Annotated in this window: 15 protein-coding genes, 1 other RNA gene and 3 pseudogenes; 1 reads left to right on the top strand and 18 read right to left on the bottom strand. The window is 45.9% G+C overall.

Translation table 11 applies throughout. The features are described 5' to 3' along the window. Positions 1-18: 18 nt before the first annotated feature. The 13 genes and pseudogenes from RE628_RS00290 to fdrA all read right to left on the bottom strand — a co-directional run bounded on the left by RE628_RS00290 (position 19) and on the right by fdrA (position 13,046). Positions 19-330, bottom strand: a complete 312-nt coding sequence (locus RE628_RS00290; RefSeq protein WP_309156892.1) for a YbaB/EbfC family nucleoid-associated protein — start codon at positions 328-330, stop codon at positions 19-21. A 63-nt stretch (positions 331-393) separates the two neighbouring features. Continuing rightward, positions 394-2,146, bottom strand: a pseudogene (dnaX, locus tag RE628_RS00285) (DNA polymerase III subunit gamma/tau). A gap of 284 nt (positions 2,147-2,430) precedes the next feature. Continuing rightward, positions 2,431-2,698, bottom strand: an RNA gene (ffs, locus tag RE628_RS00280) — signal recognition particle sRNA large type. A gap of 96 nt (positions 2,699-2,794) precedes the next feature. Then, positions 2,795-3,541, bottom strand: coding sequence for a response regulator transcription factor (locus tag RE628_RS00275; RefSeq protein WP_309156891.1), 747 nt, complete (start codon positions 3,539-3,541; stop codon positions 2,795-2,797). 9 nt (positions 3,542-3,550) lie between these two features. Beyond that, entirely contained in the window at positions 3,551-4,711 is a 1,161-nt protein-coding gene (locus RE628_RS00270; protein ID WP_309156890.1) for a sensor histidine kinase, read from the bottom strand. Beyond that, positions 4,683-5,012, bottom strand: a complete 330-nt coding sequence (locus RE628_RS00265; RefSeq protein ID WP_309156889.1) for a hypothetical protein — start codon at positions 5,010-5,012, stop codon at positions 4,683-4,685. The genes RE628_RS00270 and RE628_RS00265 overlap by 29 nt, the downstream gene beginning before the upstream one ends. A 145-nt stretch (positions 5,013-5,157) precedes the next feature. Continuing rightward, on the bottom strand, positions 5,158-6,381 hold the full coding sequence (locus RE628_RS00260; RefSeq protein ID WP_309156888.1) for an amidohydrolase family protein: 1,224 nt from the start codon (positions 6,379-6,381) through the stop codon (positions 5,158-5,160). 57 nt (positions 6,382-6,438) lie between these two features. Further along, on the bottom strand, positions 6,439-7,761 hold the full coding sequence (locus tag RE628_RS00255) for a citrate transporter (RefSeq protein WP_309159318.1): 1,323 nt from the start codon (positions 7,759-7,761) through the stop codon (positions 6,439-6,441). A gap of 58 nt (positions 7,762-7,819) precedes the next feature. Next, a complete protein-coding gene (locus RE628_RS29375; protein ID WP_375143024.1) occupies positions 7,820-8,227 on the bottom strand; it encodes an amino acid kinase family protein in 408 nt (135 codons plus the stop codon). Then, entirely contained in the window at positions 8,151-8,786 is a 636-nt protein-coding gene (locus tag RE628_RS00250; protein ID WP_375143023.1) for an amino acid kinase family protein, read from the bottom strand. The genes RE628_RS29375 and RE628_RS00250 overlap by 77 nt, the downstream gene beginning before the upstream one ends. A gap of 276 nt (positions 8,787-9,062) precedes the next feature. Beyond that, the gene (locus RE628_RS00245; protein ID WP_309156887.1) at positions 9,063-9,965 is read right to left on the bottom strand and encodes an oxamate carbamoyltransferase subunit AllH family protein; all 903 of its coding nucleotides are present in this window, start codon (positions 9,963-9,965) and stop codon (positions 9,063-9,065) included. Next, positions 9,965-11,229, bottom strand: a pseudogene (locus RE628_RS00240) (DUF1116 domain-containing protein). Before RE628_RS00240 ends, RE628_RS00245 begins: the two are co-directional and overlap by 1 nt. Before the next feature lie 68 nt (positions 11,230-11,297). Further along, positions 11,298-13,046: an acyl-CoA synthetase FdrA gene (gene fdrA / locus RE628_RS00235; RefSeq protein WP_309156886.1), complete on the bottom strand. Its 1,749-nt coding sequence runs from the start codon at positions 13,044-13,046 to the stop codon at positions 11,298-11,300. Between the two features lie 209 nt (positions 13,047-13,255). Here fdrA and RE628_RS00230 point away from each other — a divergent pair, with 209 nt between their 5' ends. Continuing rightward, the gene (locus RE628_RS00230) at positions 13,256-14,509 is read left to right on the top strand and encodes a stalk domain-containing protein (RefSeq protein WP_375143085.1); all 1,254 of its coding nucleotides are present in this window, start codon (positions 13,256-13,258) and stop codon (positions 14,507-14,509) included. 98 nt (positions 14,510-14,607) lie between these two features. On the opposite strand, the gene rpmE is transcribed toward RE628_RS00230, so the two are convergent. From rpmE to fba, 5 genes and pseudogenes are all read right to left on the bottom strand, one after another. Continuing rightward, positions 14,608-14,805, bottom strand: coding sequence for a 50S ribosomal protein L31 (gene rpmE, locus RE628_RS00225; protein WP_309156884.1), 198 nt, complete (start codon positions 14,803-14,805; stop codon positions 14,608-14,610). Between the two features lie 108 nt (positions 14,806-14,913). After that, positions 14,914-16,182 (bottom strand): radical SAM family protein, encoded by a 1,269-nt coding sequence (locus RE628_RS00220; RefSeq protein WP_309156883.1) that lies wholly within the window; start codon positions 16,180-16,182, stop codon positions 14,914-14,916. A gap of 160 nt (positions 16,183-16,342) precedes the next feature. Next, on the bottom strand, positions 16,343-17,683 hold the full coding sequence (rho, locus tag RE628_RS00215) for a transcription termination factor Rho (RefSeq protein ID WP_309156882.1): 1,341 nt from the start codon (positions 17,681-17,683) through the stop codon (positions 16,343-16,345). A gap of 127 nt (positions 17,684-17,810) precedes the next feature. Further along, positions 17,811-19,063: pseudogene (locus tag RE628_RS00210) on the bottom strand (UDP-N-acetylglucosamine 1-carboxyvinyltransferase). 153 nt (positions 19,064-19,216) lie between these two features. Next, the gene (gene fba / locus RE628_RS00205) at positions 19,217-20,092 is read right to left on the bottom strand and encodes a class II fructose-1,6-bisphosphate aldolase (protein ID WP_375143022.1); all 876 of its coding nucleotides are present in this window, start codon (positions 20,090-20,092) and stop codon (positions 19,217-19,219) included. Positions 20,093-20,237 lie beyond the last annotated feature (145 nt).

The raw sequence follows: 20,237 nt of genomic DNA, 5'->3' as shown, positions 1-20,237 counted from the left end.
ATTCTCCTTCAATCTGGATTAGAATAGGCCTGGAATTTTCATTCCGCCTGTGAATTTGCCCATATCCTGGTTCGCTAATTCTTCTGCCTTAGTGAGAGCGTCATTCACTGCAGTCAGTACTAGATCCTGCAGCATTTCCACATCATCTGGATCAACCGCTTCTGGCTTGATATTGATGGACAACACTTTCTTATGTCCGTTAACTTGTACAGTAACAACGCCACCACCTGCGCTGCCCTCCATTGTCTTATCAGCAAGTTCCTCTTGCGCCTTCAGCATTTGCTCTTGCATTTTCTTTACTTGCTTCATCATCTGATTCATATTGTTCATGTAAGCCACATCTCCTTCAATTAAATAAGTGATTTATTTATGTTTGTTAATCATACCAAAAAGTTACTCTTTAATCACGACGAGATCTTCGCCGAACATCTGTAAGGCCTCATCAACCCAAGGCTCCTTACTTCCGGTCTGCTCATCCTCGTGCTCAAGCTCTAAGGGCTGTGCAGGAGTAGCCGCCCCGTTCTGAATCGCCTCATTCCAGTCCTTAAGCATCATGGTAACCAGACGGTATGGCTTGCCCAACTGGCGTTCTAGCACCTGCTCAATAACACTTTTATCAGCCGGCTTCTCTGTCGTCTCTCGGTGAATATCATTCTTGAATGCAACCAGAATAGCATCCTCTAGTACAGAGACTGGCTCTCCATTCATGAACCAGGCGTGAATCGTCACCTTCTCGTCCTTAACAGCCTGCAACACCTGATGCCACTTGCCCTGGAGTTGCGAAGTATCTGAACTGTCCTTCTGAGAGATATATCGATCCATTCCGGAGGGTATCTTGGCTACCGAGGAGACACGTGGTGATACACTTCTGGATGACCTTGCTGAGCTTGCTTGGCCAGAAGCCTGTGCCCCGCCTCCACCAGCCGCAGCCAGACCGCCCTGCAGCGCCTTCTCGAGCTTCTTCTCCAGCTCGGCTAGTTGCCGTTTGAGCTGCTTAATCTCTGAAGCTTCGGCTGCATGAGCAGCGCCGCCTCCCGCCCCATCTCCCGAGGCAGCTTCCTGCTGCGGAATACTACAGAGCTTCAATAAAGCAACTTCGAACAGCATCTGCGGCTGTTGTGAATACTTCATCTCCGTCTGATAGTGATTCAACGTCTCGATAATCCGGAACAATTGAGGCCTAGAGAAGGCATGCGCCATCTCCCGATAATCCTCTGGGTCAAGCACACGTTCGGTCAGCTTGTCCGCCTGGGGAACCGTCTTGATCATCAACAGATCGCGGAAATAATACATCAAGTTCTCCATGCACTTATCAGCGCTCTTACCCTCCTGCATGAGACCTTCAATCATCTGCATCATGCCGCCGACATCGCCATCAATTAAGGTCTGGGCGAGCTGGGAGAACTGCTTAGACGGGATTCCCCCGGTCAGGCTCATCACCTGCTCGTAAGAGACATGTCCATCCGTAAATGAAGCGATCTGATCCAGAATGCTGAGCGCATCCCGCATCCCCCGTCAGACAGTCTGCAAATATATTGAATCGCATCGTCTTCCGCGGTGATTCCTTCTTCCTCGCATATCATCTTCAGTCGACGGCTTGTTCCTCCAGAGAGACACGGCGGAAATCAAAGCGCTGGCAACGCGAGATAACAGTTGCTGGAAGCCGATGCGGCTCCGTTGTTGCCAGAATGAACATCACGTGTGGAGGTGGCTCCTCAAGTGTCTTGAGCAACGCGTTGAAAGCTTCAGTTGTCAACATATGAACTTCGTCGATAATATAAACCTTTTGCCGCACTTCCGTCGGGGCGTACTTCACCTTCTCGCGAAGATCGCGAATTTCCTCGACCCCCCGGTTGGAAGCGGCGTCAATTTCAAGCACATCCATCACAGCACCTGCAGTAATCCTCCGGCATGCTTCGCACTCATTACAAGGCTCTGCTGCAGGACCCTTCTCGCAGTTAACTGCTTTGGCCAGGACCTTAGCAGTGGTTGTCTTCCCCGTCCCGCGCGGTCCGCTAAATAAATAAGCATGCGATAAGCGCTGCTCGCGAATCGCATTCTGCAGTGTACGGATAATATGCTGTTGTCCTACCATGTCTTGAAACGACTGCGGCCGCCAAGCACGGTACAGCGCAATATGCTCCATTGCGGCACCTTCTTCTATCCCTAAGGCGGCTCATCGCCGCCTCTTTATTATACTATACTCAAGTGAACAGAAAAACTTCTATAAGAGGTTGTTCAAAAAGTTCGCTTTTGATCACGACGTAACACTGAGAGCTTATTCAACATCGAATCTTGAATTCAGTTGGGCCTAAGCGGATGCTTACGAAGTCATGTTTCCTACGGAAACATCTCAGGTGCTCACAGCCACATCTCCATAAAAAAACATCTCTGTCCCAAGACAAAGATGTATTCTTATCCAATATGTAGCCGTGCACCTGTTATTGATCATTGCGATCCAAGCGGCACCCTTATGGCGCAACTCGGGACAGGCACTCCTCCGGCACATGAGTGAAACTGCTTATGGCTGCTTCCTTCCGGACCTGACCAGGTTCACAGGTACTCATTGCGGAGGACCCGTCCGTCAACGTCTGCCATAAAGACCAGACCTCACATCGACAAGACCTCTAACAGGGATTCAACCTCGCTATAGCGGATTGCGAGTTACAGGGCACCGCTACCTCCCCATCTAGCACGGTGAAATTAAGTATATCTCATGCCTATCTAAATTGCAACCTAGGAGAAAAACTTGGCTACCGGACCAACTCTAACTATGAATCTATTCTTACAATTACTACTCTTCGCTAGTTGGCTTGTTCTCCGATTCATATTCACCCTTACTAGATATTAGTGAATAGCCGATGCCTGAATAAGTTTTAATCACGTCCAGATAGTGATCACAGCCGGCCTGCTTCAGCTTCTTACGGATACGGGCCACCGCTACTCTTAAGTACTCGATTTCATTGCTATAGTCCGGTCCCCACACCGTCGTCAATATCTGCTCATGACTAATAATCTTGTCCATATGCATTCCTAGAAGCTCCAAAATTAAATATTCAATATTCGTCAGCTTCACTTCATTACCTTTGACATAGACGCGCTTTTGGGCGATGTTGATCTCGAGATTATAGGTTGTAATCCGGCTCTCCTCGCGGCCAAGCTCATAATTCACCTTCGTTCTGCGTAGCACGGCCTTCACCCTAGCGAATAGCTCGTCCAGAGAGAACGGCTTCGTCAAGTAATCATCAGCCTCCAGATCGAAGGCCTGAAGCATATCGTCAGATGCACTACGCGCTGTGAGAAAGATTACCGGTACCTTGCTGAATTTACGAAGCTGCTTCAAAACCGTAAAGCCATCCATATCAGGCATCATCACATCAAGCAGGACCAAATCAGGCTCGTGCAGATCGAATTGCTCCAGGAACTGCTCGCCGTTGGAGAATGTACAGACTTGATAGTTAAAAGACAGTAAATTCGCTTTAATGAATCGTACAATCTTCGGTTCATCATCTACTATTGCTATTTTATAGGTATTCTTCATCTTTACCTCCTATGGAACTTCTATAATCGGCAGTTTAACGGTAAAGGTGCTTCCCTCATTTAATCGGCTCTTCACATCAATTTCACCGCCATGCTCGCGGATCAAGCCCTCACTAATCGATAGACCTAGGCCGGACCCACCGCTCTTTCGTGCCGCTGAAATATCAGCTCTATAGAAACGCTCAAATATTTTCTTGAGATTTTTCTCTGAAATACCGATTCCATTATCTGTTACTTCTATATATATATACTGATCATCATGATGAATATCGACGACAATCTTCTTTTCCTTGGCATCATTATAAGTAAGTCCATTAATAATTAGGTTAATCAGAACCTGCCTCACACGAGCTTCATCCCCATATAATAATGGGAAGTTTGACGTCGTATCATAATTGAATACGATCTCCCCTTGACTCATTACCTTCTCAGGCAGTTGATTCCGTGTCCCTTTGATAAGTTGGAACAGTGGGAAGAAATCCTGATGCAGCAGCAAGGTGCCTGTCTCAATCTTCTTCACATCCATCCAGACGTCAATTAACTCTTGTAAATGGAGCACATCCTCATGGATTCCCAGCAATAGATCATGGGAGAAGGACTCGTCCCAATTGGATTCCCCCCTCAAGAGGGTCTCTACACTTCCCCTGATATTGGTCAGCGGAGTCTTAAATTCATGACTGGCGATCGAGATCAGGTTGCTCTTGATCTGGTCGACTTCATATTCCTTAGTAATATCGCGGATACTATACACATTGCCCAAGGGCTCACTATTCTCATACACAGCAAATTTCTTAATTTCAAAGTAACGAATCTTCCCCGGAAGCTGCGCCTTAATTCTGATCGAAGCTTCATTCTGTGACGCAAATTCCTCTATATCGACCGACTCCAGCTCGTTAATCTGTATGAACATCTTAATGAGCTGGTTCTCATTAATAATCATCTTACCATCATTATATGTCTTAATAAATTGAACGAAAGCATCGTTCTGATGAATCACATTCCTTTGCAAGTTCAATAGAACAATCCCGTCTGACATACTCTTCAGCAAATTGTCTAATTTATAAAGCCAGTCTCTGTATATATCTGAATTCAACTTTGCTTGATATAAGGAGCTGAACAGGTTGGCAAGAGTAATCAAACGATCAGCCAGGTTCATTCTTCGCTTCCTCACTACCTCCGTCATCAAATACGATCTTGCCGTTCTCGACCTCATGGATATGAATCGAATGAACAACTGGGTTCGGGTTCGGGATCCGGTTACGAAGGAAATCCTCCCACTCTTCCCCTTGATAAACAGCACCGCTAGCGGTAATCGAATAATTGGGGAACCAGCAGCTTACTTGATAATTCGTTAAATTCTGCAATTCCTTCAGGCACTCTTTCAAAAAGAACTCCTTCCCAACATAACTCTGCACATTTGGATTAAATCGATCATCCGTATCAAATTGTTCGCTCGTCTTCTTCTGAGTCATTTGTTGGTCTCCATTCTTAAGACTGTTGATTTCATTCACAATTAAATATTATAGCTCCGGCGGAATTCTGTGAAGAGCAACAGAAATGGAAAAACTCCATATCTCTGCGGAGAATATGGAGTAATCCTATTATATCAGTTCAAAACTAAGCATTGACTTTAACAGTGCGTACCGTTTCAACCGTTACTTTACCGTTCTTGATGACGAATAATCTTGTTGGTACATCAATGATAGCATTCGTAACTGATTCAGAGTCGAGCAATACCAGATCGGCGTTATTACCCACTGCAATACCATAGCCCTTCAAGTCGAGAGCCTTTGCTGGATTCGTGGTAATCATCGGTAGAACTGTATGCAAGTCAGCTGCACCGCCTAAATGGCCTACAGGAATTGCGATCATAGCGGTCAGCATCAAGTCGCCGTTACCATATGGTGTGAATGCGTTACGAATATTATTCGTCGCAATACACATATTTACACCACCATCACGAAGTGCACGGATAGGAGTAACTGTGCGGCGAACGTTATAAGCATCATTACGCGCTCCAAGATGCAGGTCTGTACATGGAAGACTCATGACGCTGATTTGTGCTTCATTCATCTTCTCAATGATTGGCAGCAATTGCTCACGAGGCATAGCAGCGATACTGGTCAAGTGACCCACCGATACTCTACCTACGAAGCCTTCAGCAATGGTCTTTTCAGCAACATAGTCGATTGTAGTGCCTTCTGCATCATCCTTGAAGTCCTGATGAAGGTCGATAGGCTTGTTATATTTTTTAGCAAGCTCGAACACAAAGTCAATATGCTCTTTAGCTGAGATGTCATTGTATGGAACCCCACCAACGATATCGCAGCCCATCTCCATAGCCTCGTACATCATTTTATCTGTACCTGGTGCCTTGAAGATTCCCTCCTGAGGGAAAGCAACAACTTGAATGTCGATCAGGTTCTTATACTCTTCACGGAGCTCAAGAATCACTTCAAGTCCTGTGAATCCCTGGGATGGATCGAATTCAGAATGAGTCCGCAAATGAGTCGTGCCGTTCTTAACCAGCATGTCCAAAGTTCTGCTGGCACGATCGCGAATATCCTGCTTCGTAAACGTCGGCTTCAATTGGCCAGTAACACTAATGGCCTCCTGCAATGTACCTGATTTGTTCGGCAGACGGTCTGCGATGAGTGCTTTATCCAAATGAAGATGGCTCTCAACTAGGCCTGGGATCAACACCTTACCGTTCGCTTCGATAACTCGGCCTGCTTCTGCCTCGATATTGGCTTCGATTCCAACGATTTTCCCGTTTTCGATCGCAATATCACGAAGCTCCGCACCCTCAGCAATTCTTGCCTTCTTAATCAAGATATCCATTGTTTGTTCCTCCCGGTTGAATAATTAATTAAATGAATAAAACCGAATGACTGTGACTTATCCGAAGATCAACGAAAGTACCAATAAGATTGCCATCGAGAGTCCAACCCACTTACCATTTCCTTTAACCACTTGCAGAATTGGAATCTGGAATCCGGACGACAGAGCTTGCATGGTGATATTAACAAAGCTGAGCTGACTTCCAAGACCTACACCCATAGCTACAAAACCAAAAGCAACTGGCGAGAATCCGAGTGTCACGGCAATTGGTAGCACCAAGGTTAGAATGGAACCAACATATGCACCTGCCGGAATACCGACCAATATACCTGCCAGCACAGCTACAGGAACTACAATAGCTGTAGGAGCATTACTTGCCACGTTCGAAATCGCTGCAAAAGCGCCGGTCTGACCGATCATATTAATAAATGCCAGGAAGATACCTACGCTGAACAGCCGTGTCAAAATATAAGTTGAGCCATCGACCATCGCTTCAAGCGATTTGTTAAGTGTAAATTTCGTGCAAAGGAAAATCAAGAACACGGTCAACATTGTGTATACGAGTGGTGTGAACAAGCTGTAGCTAATCGCTTTATTAATGATAGGTCCGAGAATAACCGATCCAAGCAAGAAGATCGCTGGGATCGTCATTTTGAACAATTGCTTGTTGCTCATTCCAGCAAACTCGCTGCTCTCATCGCCTACGAATATTGCCTTTCTGCGCTTAGCTCCCCAGAATGCGATAGCAACACCAAGAATCACGAAGCCTAATGTGAATAGGCGCATTTGAGAAACATAGTCAGCTACCGGAATACCCGACAGCTTCGAGACGATACCTGATTCGAGCGATGCAGGTGATGTTGTGAAGCTGACTGCAGACACGATAGACATTGCAGCGATAACTTCTGGAATCGCACCTAATGCCGCAAAAGCCAGTGGTGCGATAACCATTGCACTACCGCCACCGATACCTGACATATAAGTTGCCGCAGCTTGCAACAGGACGATAAATGCAGCAAAAATTTCAACGCGTCCCTTAATTCCTCTACGAACCAGGGTCAGAGCCGAGGTGTAACCACCTGATTTAAATACGGCCATCGCCACTGCCGAGTTAACGATCGGTACAGTAATCGAGAGCATGCCTGGAATCGAATCGAGGAAGGCCTGGTTGGCCTGAGTCAAAGATATGCCCCCGATAATCATAGCCATCACACCGCCGACCAGACCGGCTGCGATCATATCAACCTTCAAGAACAGCAGTACTAGAATGACAATCAAAGGCAAGATTGTTAACAGTGCGTACCATCCAGTAGGGGTTGCTACTTCAGCATTAAGTGAATCTGCCGCAAAAGCTTGCATAGGTAGCATGAGCAAGAACATTGCCAATGTGAATAATGACGTTAAAAGGTATTTTTTCGTCTTCATGGTTTGCACCTTTCTATGCGAGTTTATGATTCATTGAATCTGCATTTGGAACGATCCAAGTACCTGATTTACCTTCCAGTGCATCTTGCAATTTATCAATAGAAGTAATGATAACATTCTTGCCACCATTCTTCAGGAAGAGAATTGCCGCCTCGATCTTAGGTCCCATACTGCCTTTCGGGAATTGCCCTTCATTCAGGTAGCCAATAGCCTCGTCCAGCGTAATACGGTCCAGGTTCTTCTGGTCCGGCTTACCGAAATTGACAGCAACTTGCGCGACACCAGTCAGAATGAACAAATAGTCGGCTCCGATCTCTGCAGCAAGCAAAGCGCTGGCGAAGTCTTTATCGACAACCGCCTCGACACCTTTCAGTTGACCGCCCTCTTCTACAACAGGGATTCCGCCCGCCCACGGTAACAACCGTCAAGTCTTGGGATAGCAAAGCTTCGATAGCATCCTTCTCAACAACCTTGGAAGGAATCGGAGATGGAACAACATGTCTGTAACCACGGCCGCTGTCCTCAACGTAAGGGAAAGCTCCCCTTTCAGCAAAAGCCTGATCCAACGTCTCTTTCGTATAGAAAGGACCGATTGGCTTGGTTGGGTTATTGAATGCCGGATCGTTCGCATCAACTTCCACTTGCGTAACCAACGAGACCGCCTTCTTGTGCAATCCACGGCTTGCCAGCATGTTTGTAATCGTTTGCTGAATTAAATAACCTAAATTCCCTTGCGATTCAGCTCCATATACATCGAGAGGAAACATTGGAATAACATCGGCGGACATTTTCGCCTTAACTAATGAATTACCTACTTGCGGACCATTGCCATGTGTAACAACAACTTGATGGCCTTGTTCGATCAGATCGACAATCGGCGCACAACTTGTTAATATATTCACTTTCTGTTCGGCAATCGTCCCTTTTTGACCCTCTTGGATGATGGCATTTCCACCAATTGCAATAAGCATTTTACTCATATATAACCTCTCCAATTGAAACTAAATAAGATAGCTATCTATACCTTAATAATACGTACGAAAAACCCTGAAATCTAATCAAAAGTTCATTAAAATAATCGCCTATTCAGCTTCAAAAAAATAAAATAAACATAACAAAACTTGTTATTAAACGACCGTATTGCCCCGGTGTGAGTGAAAGGATCACAGCAACCTAATTTAGGGCGAGTTATGAGAATTCTGTATTCATAGGTGAATGCCTCTCTCCTTAACTCGCCCCTTAAGTGCATTACAAATCTATAACAATCCACATGACATGACGGCAAACAGAAGTCCGTAATACGTATCCATTCCCGAACTGCTGCCTACATTTAACAAAGCTATTGCACATTCTTCAAAATCATAATCTGGTTCGTTCAACAACGCGGCAAGGATATCTAGTATCACTGTGCTGTAATAGCCCTCGCATGCGCTGTAATAATAGTTGGCACTAACCTGTGTCGTTAAGCCAGGTAGTTTTCCTACAATTCTACTTATCGCCCAGGATACTCCGAAGTCTGCTCTACCGAGCAATCGCTCGATGGCCATAATGCCGACGAGGAAGTCATCCCCACTTGGCGTCAAGCCTTGGCCCCGTCCGATAAAGTACTTGATCAAGTCGATATTTATCTCACGACCCGGTTCCTTGAGCGCCTGTGATAAAGCCAACAATCGACTCTCCAACTCCGAATTCGCCTCAGGGCGCTCTAGCAGTGCCAATCCATCATTTAAGGTTAAGCCAATCCCCAGCTCTTTGTTCATGCTTATGGCTAAATCGCGCATCTGCGGAGCCCACTCAGATATCCGAAGGTCTGGTTGTGCCCGCAGCTTCATAGAACAATCGAAGGAATCCATTAATGAGATGTGAATGTGAACATTGCAGTTCGTAAATGAGAGCTGCTGCTTCTCACGGTTCCACACAACCTCCTCACCGATAAATGTCTCAGTAAGTAGACGATCGTATAAATACGACTCGATGTGGATGCCGAATGGCACTCCATTGCCATATTCCGTTCCTACAAAGACAAGATTTTTACCAAAGGCAATATTAAGCCCATTCGTAAAAATGCTCTGAACAACTCCAAAGCTCCTCGTCTGGCTTAGGAAAAATAACGATGCGCTATACCGCCCTCTAGATATGAACGTAGCTGGATAGAGCATTAAACTTCAATTCCCATTTTCTCCGCATAGGCGATTAACGCCTTCTCGAAGCAACCGAATGGAACGCGGACAGTACCTGCGCCAACCTGGCCTACGCCAGCTTGCTTATGCGCTATACCGGTATTAATAATCGGCGTAATTCCTGTCTCTACGACCTTACGGATGTCGATTCCCAGACAAGTACCTTGGAAGTTCCATGTAGGAATAGCATAGTTGGAGTTGTAAGCAATACAAATTTCGCTCATCTCATTACTGATCGCCAGTGCATCATCAAATCCACCTGCACCAACAAAACGGGTTACCCCAGGAGCAGCGACCATCGCCATAGCCCCAACACCGAATGTCTCAGTGATTGCGGAGTCCCCATATCTGGGTTCGCATCATCTTGAGTATAGCCAGTGAAGAACAGACCTTCTGGTGTATTAACAGGAGCTGTGAACCATTGGTCGCCAAGTCCTGCCACACGGATTCCGAATTCATGGCCATTACGAGTCATTGCAGTTACGATCGTTCCGTACTCAATCGTACGAGAAGCGTCCATTGCCGCTTTTGCCGAAGCCATCATAATATTCAAGAAGAACTGATCCGTATCAGCAAGGAACTTCATAACATCATGCTTCGTCTTCTCATCCAAGTCGGCGATCGTCAAGTAAGGAGCGATCTCTTTGAGGAATACAAGCGATGCGGCAATGTTGCGCTGGTGGAATTCGTCACCCATCGTAATTGCCTTAGCGATAATAACGTTCACATTCAATCCGCCATCCATCATTTTCAAAACCTTGGACAACGTTGGACCGAGCACATCTCTCATCCAGTTCAAACGATTAATAACTTCTTCACTATAAGCCCCGAAACGGAGCACTTTACCAATGCCTTCATTCATCGTACAGTAAGCACGGTTGCCATGTTCTTTGTTTTCTACAACCAATACAGGCATATTAGCTGACGTGATTCCGCCCATCGGCCCTACAGCAGATACGTGATGGCAAGGCATGAATTGAACTTCTCCGCCCTCCAACAATTTCCGTGCTTCAGCCTCATCCGCAGCCCATCCTTCAAACAAGACTGCGCCGACACATGATCCCTTCATTGGATCCGTCATATTTTCCCACTTCATAGGCGGGCCTGCATGAAGCAGGACCTTCCCATTCAGTTCAGGAATGACTGATTTCGCTGGAACGACGTCCAACAGGAATGGTTGTGAATTTTTAATTTTCTCAATGACTGCTTGATTCGCCTCATCAATGGTTGAATACACTCTCATCACCCCGTATATTAATTTTCTTACAATGTGTGTTCAAAGAGTCCAGTTTTCAGCTTTTGAATAACCTCTTACATTTTATTGAGGATGCTCAGGATCTTTCTCAACTTCTCGTTACCGCCTGCTACTGGTCTCCAATCGAACTGTACAACCCGGCAACCTTCTGTCTCCAGATTATCAGCGAAGCTGCTCAGACCAACATTGATTACACATGGCTTGGAATCGAGCAGTTGCTTCAATGCATCAGATGGTGCAGCAACGGCTGCGCTAGGCAGATTTGTATCTACCGGAAGCTCTCTTGAGCCTACTTGAACTTCATGACCAACAATGCGAAGTGCAGTACGTATAGCACTGAAATTGCTGTCTGTCATAATCGCGCCTGCCTCTTGCATTAGCTTCAATTGCGCATCGTAGCCCTGAGGATCGTTCTTCGTTCCACAAATGGAGCCAACAAAGTACAGTTTACGGCCTTCGTTGGCCGCTGCCTCGATTGCTTTCTTCACAACCTTGGATAGAGGGGTAGCCATATCTTCATGCGCGCCATAGCCGAGCACCAGATCAAACAGGATAACCGCAACATCGGATTGCTTAGCTGCCTTCTCAATGAATTGGAAACGAGTCGTTCCATCGATCATCGGGTGAGGGCGGCCTTGCGTATACATATCGTCACCAAGGTCAATCACTTCATGACCATCATATTGCAACAAGTATCCTTCGTCGTATTTCTTGCCCTTGTCCGCATGAAGCGCCTCTTTCATGATCGTAGCCGCTTCATATGCAAGCGTACCGCCGGTATACAGACCACAGATCTTCGTCTGACCTGCTGCCAGTCCAAGATCTGCAGGCAATGCAGCTTCAGGAGCCACTTCCAACTTAGAGCCTTTTGCCAGCTCAACAGCCATAATCGCTGCTTCTTCGAGCGTATGAGCAAATTTAACCGTAGGCAAATGAGATTCCGGCTTCTCGCCCATGAAGATAGCCACGGCCGGCTTACCGATATTCGCCAACAATGCTACTACTTGTTCACGCACTTTCTGTGCTGGTGGTTTAGAAATAACAACCACTACTTCTGTATCCGCGTTGTTAGCAAGAGCACGGATTCCTTCCAGCATAGTAATCGCTTCAATCTCCTCAGACAGATCGCGTCCGCCAGTCCCAAGCGCATGGCTGATACCAGCGCCCATCTTGTCAATCAACGTAATTACTTCTTGAATTCCGGTGCCAGAAGCACCAACCAGACCGATTTTTCCTTTATTTACAATATTCGAGAAGGCAATAGGTACTCCACTAATAACAGCGGTTCCACAGTCAGGTCCCATAACGACCAGGCCCTTTTCCTTCGCAAAATTCTTAATACGCTTCTCATCTTCAATCGCTACATTGTCACTGAACATGAAGACATGAAGCCCATTTTCAAGTGCGCTCATCGCTTCGTCAGCAGCATATTTACCCGGAATAGAAATCATGGCCAGATTAGCATCCGGCATAGCCTTCACAGCACGATCCCATGTTCTAACTTTTTCTACTTTATTGCCAGCAGATGCAGTTGCTTGATTCTTCAAAAATTGCTCTACTTCTTCAAGAACGGTGCTGACAATCTCACCATTTTCAGCATCGATGGCGATGCAAAGATCACTAGGTGCGGCCTTATCGAGCTCAGGCGCGTACATCCCCGTGTTTTTCATAATGTCAATGTTAGCCGGGGTTCCCATCATAACAGAAACCTGATTTACACCTTCAATACTAGACAGCTTATTGGACATAAGCATGAGACTTACGGAGTCTTGATATAAGTTTGGCTTAATGATAGTGTGCAGCAAGCCAATCCCTCCTAATTCATGTAGTTAGCAATTACAAACTCATTGTACCTGTAGGGTCATAACAATCGCATAAATTCTAAGAGCAGGACATTAAAAATAGATAAACCGCTATCATTTCTCCGAAACTATCAATATTAGGAAAATATTGATATATTCATAGAGTAGGGTCTTACAAAGAAATGGGTAGAAGGAGGAATTTGACTTTGAAGTTGAAGAAACTTGGAGCGTTTGTATTGGGGATTTCCGTATTCGCCGCAACTCTATCCGGTTCATATCCGGGAAGAGCGGAGGCTGCAGCATCAGTGAAAATCTTGCTGGATGGCTATCCGTTATCCTTCTCTGGTGAACCTATTGTTATTAAGGGAACGACGATGGTCCCTTTCCGTTCAATATCTGAAGCTTTAGGAATCACGGTCACCTGGAATCAGGCACAAAAATCCATTACAGCTGTTAAAGGTGAAGGAGATGCAGCGGTTCACGTTAAACTGACTCTCGACAATCCTGAGGCTACCGTGAATGGTTCGCCCGTTAAACTGGCCGTTGCTCCTAAATCGCAACAAGGCAACACTTTGATTCCACTCAGCTTCTTTAGCCAGCAATTCGGCGCCAAGGTCGGTTGGGACCAAGCGACCCGCACGGTCTCTATCGCTTCGCCACAGAAGAAGATGTATACACTGGGCTTCTATGCGATCTCCTCTTTTTCTGATGCAGCTACGATTCCTAGCTTTAATTCTATTTCTTTTGGCTGGAGCAGAATTGATGAAAATGGAAAGTTTACGATGCAAGGCAGCGATTTCCGACTTCCTTCTTCAGCAGGCGACATTACGCCGGATGTTCTAGTTCAAGGTGCAGCCGAGGCGAACACCACTCCATATCTGATGGTCTATTCCAGCGATGTAAAAGGAGAATTAACAAAAATTATTGAGGATCAGACTTATAGAGAACAGGCGATAACAGACATGGTGCAAGCGGCTGCCGATTACAATTTTCAAGGAATCATGCTCGATTTTGAAGGTTTGGGACTAACAACAGACAAGGAATTAACTCGTTCATCCTTCAACGCCTTCGTCAAAGAACTTGCCACAGCTACAAAAGCGGCTAACCTGAAATTATCGCTAGCTCTCCATCCACTGAATTCCTCCTATAAGGGATATGATTATAAGACACTTGGCCAATTGGCAGATGAGATCGTCATCATGGCGTACAATTATGAAGGCGGCGGCTCCAAGAAGCCGGAGCCAGTTGATAAAGTGAATGAGGCAATCACACTAGCTCTGAAGGAGACCGATAAATCCAAACTGATTCTTGGTTTGAATATGGATAATGAAGATGAGAACTCCGTCAATATCTTGATCGGACTTGCTAAACGTTATGATCTGAAGGGGATCGGCCTTTGGCGCCTGGGGATTATTAATAAGAACGAGTGGAACACCATTTATAACACGGTTGAGTTCAAATCGTAATTAGTGTAATTCAGATCGACGTAAACAAAAAAATCCCCCGTCCAAATTGGACAGGGGATTTTGCATTTATGCAATTCGCTGCTTATGCAGCATTTCTCTTACAGACCGTATTTCTTTTTGAATTTGTCCACACGACCACCAGCATCCAGGAATTTTTGCTTACCTGTGAAGAATGGATGGCAGTTGGAGCAAATTTCAACGCGCAGATCTTGTTTTACGGAACCTGTTTCAAAGGTATTGCCGCAAGCGCAAGTTACCGTAGTCACGTGATATTTCGGTTGAATTGCTTCGTTCATGACTTTCACCTCTTTCCGCCCTACACCTCATGCGTGTGCAGAGTTATAATGGCAACAAAAAAAATTATAGCATGCCACAGTTCACTATGCAATCACAATAAATGTGAATCACCATCTTACCTTCGCCCGTGCTAGTTCTGCCGGAGGCACATGTGTATAAGAACCAATGACAACATCAGGAAGCTCCTCCTGGAATATCTCAATGGCTTGCTTCATACCAAGGATATCGCCTTGTGCCTTAGGGATAAGCTCTAAATAACTCTCCGGATCAATATTCAGATTTCTGAGTTGAATCAGCTTCAAATCTGTGCGACGGGCAAACTCAACCATCGCTTCGATCTCTTCCTCCCGGTCAGTTACCCCAGGGAAGATTAAATAGTTAATGGAGGTGTAGACACCTTGGCTAGCTGCGTATTTAAGTGATTTCTCCACATTGGCTAGTGTGTAGCCCCGCGGCTTATAGTATGCATTGTAATGATCATCCAGAGCGCTGATCGTACTAACCCGCATCAAATCCAGACCAGCATCAACAATTCCCCGAATATGATCGGACAGTCCCGCATTCGTATTAATGTTAATATAGCCCATATCTGTCTGGCGACGTACTTCGCGGATCGATTCAATAATCAGTTTAGCTTGTGTAGACGGTTCTCCTTCGCAGCCTTGCCCGAAGCTAATAATCGATTCCGGTGTCTTCAGATGCTCCAACATAATCTCAACCAATTCGTCAACACGCGGACGGAAATTCATTCGTGTCTGTGGAGAGACGAAGCCGCTATCGTCCGGCTGTTCTGAAATGCAGCCAAAGCATCCCGCATTACAAGAATAGGAGACAGGCACCGCTCCCTCCCAACGATTCAGGAACGTGTTAGATGCAGTCAAGCATTCATATCCCAAAGCACAGTTCGAGAGATGCTCATAGAGACGATTATCCGGGTATTTCGATGTCAACGCCTTAACATTATGCTTTAGGGTAAGGGGATCACAGTTCAGCGGGTTCCATTTCTCAGGATCATCCGATTTCCGGGCCGTTACATAGAACTGCCCATCCTTCCACACTACGGCCGAATATCCGAACAGCGGCAGCTTATACTCTTTATCTGTCTTCACGTAGCCAGGCAGACATAGCCGTGTAAATCCTTGCGGAAGCAGAGCTCCTACCGCTTGCATATCACCTTGAAGCGGAATCATCTCCCCCGAGTCCGGGTCCATTCCGATCGGGCGTGTACAAGGAAGGCCTACTAATGTAGCTCCTTCCGGCATTGGAATCAATTCGTCCTCCATGATTTCAACGATCATATCGCCACTGCGGGCCAAGCCATACAGTGACGGGTGATCGTAAACCTGTCCTTGCGCATCTGCATATACTAAATACATGTTGTTCTCCTCTTCAGAAAATCTCTCTGGGAAGCTCCGCTTCTCAGCTTCAACCTGTTGAAGCGCCTTGAAAAACGCACTTCGTTAAGCTAAGCTCTGATGCTGAATATCAGACTTTTTGAACATTCATTCTACGGAAGCCCTCAAGCACCCGCGTTTATTATGAGCCGGAATTGGATCCTGAACCGGAAGCTTGGGCTCCACTGCGTACAGAACGGCGCGCACTGGATCCTCCAGACGATGCGTTATTTCCCGATGCCGATGCATCAAATGAAGCTAGGAACTCTTGGTTGGTCTTAGAGTCACGCAGTTTTTTCAAGAAACCTTCGACAAAATCATAGGAATCATTCATATTTTTACGGATTGCCCAAATGGTATCCAGTTCTTCCTTATTCAGCAGCACTTCTTCACGCCGTGTACCTGAACGACGGATATCGATCGCCGGGAAAATTCTTCTCTCCGCCAGCTTGCGATCAAGATGAAGTTCCATATTACCGGTACCCTTAAATTCTTCATAGATGATATCATCCATACGTGAACCCGTGTCCACTAGCGCAGTCGCCAAAATAGTTAAGCTTCCGCCTTCCTCCACGTTCCGGGCTGAGCCGAAGAACCGCTTCGGACGATGGAATGCAGCCGGGTCAATACCACCGCTTAATGTTCTTCCTGATGGTGGTACAACCAAGTTATATGCTCGAGCCAGACGGGTGATACTATCCAATAGAATCACAACATCCTTCTTATGCTCCACCAAGCGTAACGCACGCTGTAGTACAAGCTCAGCTACTTTGATATGATTCTCAGGCAGCTCGTCAAAAGTCGAAGCGATAACTTCGCCCTTCACTGAACGCTGCATGTCCGTTACTTCTTCGGGACGTTCATCAATCAACAGTACGAATAGCTCAACATCTGGATAATTAGTGGATATGCTGTGGGCCATTTCTTTAAGCAGCAGTGTCTTCCCCGCTTTAGGTGGCGCAACGATCAAACCGCGTTGTCCAAGTCCGACGGGAGCTAGCAAATCCATAATTCGCGTGGATAAATGTGTTGGGGATGTTTCAAGTACGATTTTTTCTTGTGGGTAGAGTGGAGTAAGTGCCGGGAAATGCAAACGTTCGGCGGCAATGTTAGGATTCTCTCCATTAACGGCATTTACCTGCAGAAGTCCAAAGTATCGTTCATTCTCCTTCGGCGTTCTACATTTACCTGAGACCAGATCACCGGTTCTAAGATCAAACTTACGGATCTGTGAGGCGGATATATATATATCCTCGGTACTCGGTAAATAGTTGATTGGTCTTAGGAAGCCGTAACCTTCCGGCAAGATCTCAAGAACGCCTTCCATAAACATAAGTCCGCTCTGCTCTGCCTGAGCTCTTAAAATTGCAAAAATCAGTTCTTTCTTTTTTAATTGGCCGTAATATGGAATTTGATACTGTTTGGCTAGCTTGTATAGCTCCGTCAGCTTCATCCCTTCCAAATCGGCAATTTGAAGATCCATGTAAAAACCACCTATTCAATTTTAATCATTTACTATCATATACTTAATGAAATCTATGAGAGCGTCTTCGCTGACACCATACTATATTATCTCCTATTTTCAGGCAACTTATGCCGGTAGCAGCAGGTTATTCCACCTGCCGCCATACATCGGCTCCTAACGATCGGAGATTAGTAACTAAGTTATCGTATCCGCGATCTATATATTCTACTCCAGATACTTCGGTAATTCCTTCCTTAACCGTTAATCCGGCAATGACCAGCGCAGCACCGGCACGCAAATCAGATGCCTTCACCTTAGCTGCATTCAAAGGCGCACCTTCGATCACAGCCGAACGGCCCTCTACACGGATCTTGGCCCCCATTCGTACCAACTCCGGAACATGCTTGAAGCGGTTGCTGTATACGAAATCACTCAACACACTGACACCCTCAGCCTGTGTAAGCAGACTCGTCATTGGCGACTGCAAATCAGTAGGGAATCCAGGATATACAAGTGCTTTGACATCAACATGCTCATATTTATCGGAACCGATGACGCGAATAGATTCATCTAATTCCTCTACAACCACACCCATTTCTAGCAATTTCGCAGTCAGGGCCTCCAGGTGCTTAGGAATAACACCATCTATCACTACATCGCCACGAGTCGCCGCCGCGGCTATCATATAAGTCCCCGCTTGTATACGGTCAGGAATGATAGAGTGCCGACAACCCTTCAGCTTAGACACGCCCTCAATCCGAATCGTCTCCGTACCGGCTCCCTTAATACTCGCACCCATGGAATTCAATAGTGTTGCTACATCTATAATTTCAGGCTCTTTGGCCGCATTTTCGATAATTGTGGAGCCTTTGGCCCGAGTGGCCGCCAGCATAATATTAATCGTTGCCCCTACGCTGCTGACATCCAAGTAAATCTTGGCTCCCCGCAGCTCTTCGGCGTATAAATGTATGGAACCATGTTCATTCGTTACAGTAGCGCCGAGCGCTTCGAACCCCTTGATATGCTGATCAATAGGTCGAGGTTCAAAATTGCAGCCTCCTGGCAATCCAATCGTTGCCTCATTAACCAGCCCAGTAAGGCACCCATCAAATAATAGGAAGCACGTAGCTTCTTCACAGGTCCATTAGGCATAGGCAGAGATATTACATTGGAAGGGTCAATCTTCATATAATTGCCATCCCACGAAACGCGGGCACCCAGTTCTTCCAAAATTTCTGAATAGACCGCAACATCACTCAAATGCGGCAAGTTGTCCAGCACGACTTCGGATTCAGCCAACAACGCGGCAGGAATCAGAGCAATCGCACTGTTCTTGGCACCGCTAATCGAAACCGTACCGCGCAACGGGCGTCCGCCGCTAATCATTAATTTCTCCATAAGTTTAAGGGTCCCCCACATAATAAGTAATGGAAATGGAAAGACACCGACAGACGCGGTGTACTTATCATTTCCATATATATAACCGGACAGCCTTCATATCAAAGGCTGTCCAATTTGTTAACAAAGTCTATCAATAATCACATTATCAAGCTAAGCTAACTTAGGCGTTTGTTTACGCTTTGTTGTTAGAACCGAATTCACGAATTTTACCGATAACCGTAGCTTTGATTTCATCGCGGCCTGGAACGATATATTTACGAGGATCGTATTCGTTCGGTTTTGCTGCCAGTACTTCACGAACTTCTTCGTGAACCCGATTTGGTTCTCGGTATTTACGTTGATCTTCGAAGTACCGAGGGAGATGGATTTTTGGATGTCATGTGTAGGGATACCTGTGCCGCCATGAAGAACGAGCGGAAGATTCACTGCATCACGAATTTCTTCCATTTCCTTGAAACCAAGGTTAGGTTCGCCATGGTATGGTCCATGAACGGAACCCAGTGCAGGAGCAAGGGTATCAATGCCTGCTTCTTTAACGATACGCACGCACTCTTGAAGATCAGCATATTGGATACCGCCGATTACGTCGTCCTCTTGTCCACCAACTGTACCTACTTCTGCTTCAACGGACACGCCTTTTGCGTGAGCGTATTCTACTACTTTCTTCGTCATTTCGATGTTCTCATCGATTGGATGATGGGAACCGTCGATCATAACAGAAGTGAAGCCAGCATCAATTGCTTCTTTACATTTATCGAAGCTGGAACCATGGTCCAGATGGATCGCAACTGGAACCGTAATTTTCATGTCATGAATAAGACCTTCTACCATCTTAACAACGGTATAGAAGCCGCTCATGTGACGAGCTGCACCTTCGGATACACCCAGGATTACTGGGGATTTTTCTTCTTCAGCAGCAGCAAGAATTGCTTGAGTCCACTCGAGGTTATTGATGTTAAATTGACCTACTGCGTATTTCCCCTCAAGCGCTTTGTTCAACATGTCAGTCATGGATACTAATGGCATGGTTTCAATCCTCCTAAGGATGTTGGATTATCTAGATTTCTAGCCGACATTCACACATGTTTTATTATACCACATCGGGGCGAAAATACTATTCATGCTTTTGTGTATAAAATACGTAAATCATCATGTAAATAATGGTCAACTA

Source organism: Paenibacillus sp. D2_2 (assembly GCF_031199965.1).
In the GTDB taxonomy this organism is placed as follows: Bacteria; Bacillota; Bacilli; order Paenibacillales; family Paenibacillaceae; genus Fontibacillus.
Note: the sequence above shows the minus strand (reverse complement) of the source record. Positions and strands in the feature narration are given on the sequence as shown.

Bases quoted from the DNA above. Each gene is read 5' to 3' on its own strand.
- RE628_RS00290 (WP_309156892.1), bottom strand. From the start codon at position 330: ATGAACAATATGAATCAGATGATGAAGCAAGTAAAGAAAATGCAAGAG.
- RE628_RS00275 (WP_309156891.1), bottom strand. From the start codon at position 3,541: ATGAAGAATACCTATAAAATAGCAATAGTAGATGATGAACCGAAGATT.
- RE628_RS00265 (WP_309156889.1), bottom strand. From the start codon at position 5,012: ATGACTCAGAAGAAGACGAGCGAACAATTTGATACGGATGATCGATTT.
- RE628_RS00260 (WP_309156888.1), bottom strand. From the start codon at position 6,381: ATGGATATCTTGATTAAGAAGGCAAGAATTGCTGAGGGTGCGGAGCTT.
- RE628_RS00255 (WP_309159318.1), bottom strand. From the start codon at position 7,761: ATGTTCTTGCTCATGCTACCTATGCAAGCTTTTGCGGCAGATTCACTT.
- RE628_RS00250 (WP_375143023.1), bottom strand. From the start codon at position 8,786: ATGAGTAAAATGCTTATTGCAATTGGTGGAAATGCCATCATCCAAGAG.
- RE628_RS00245 (WP_309156887.1), bottom strand. From the start codon at position 9,965: ATGCTCTATCCAGCTACGTTCATATCTAGAGGGCGGTATAGCGCATCG.
- rpmE (WP_309156884.1), bottom strand. From the start codon at position 14,805: ATGAACGAAGCAATTCAACCGAAATATCACGTGACTACGGTAACTTGC.
- RE628_RS00220 (WP_309156883.1), bottom strand. From the start codon at position 16,182: ATGTATTTAGTATATGCAGATGCGCAAGGACAGGTTTACGATCACCCG.
- rho (WP_309156882.1), bottom strand. From the start codon at position 17,683: ATGGATCTTCAAATTGCCGATTTGGAAGGGATGAAGCTGACGGAGCTA.
- fba (WP_375143022.1), bottom strand. From the start codon at position 20,092: ATGCCATTAGTATCCATGACTGACATGTTGAACAAAGCGCTTGAGGGG.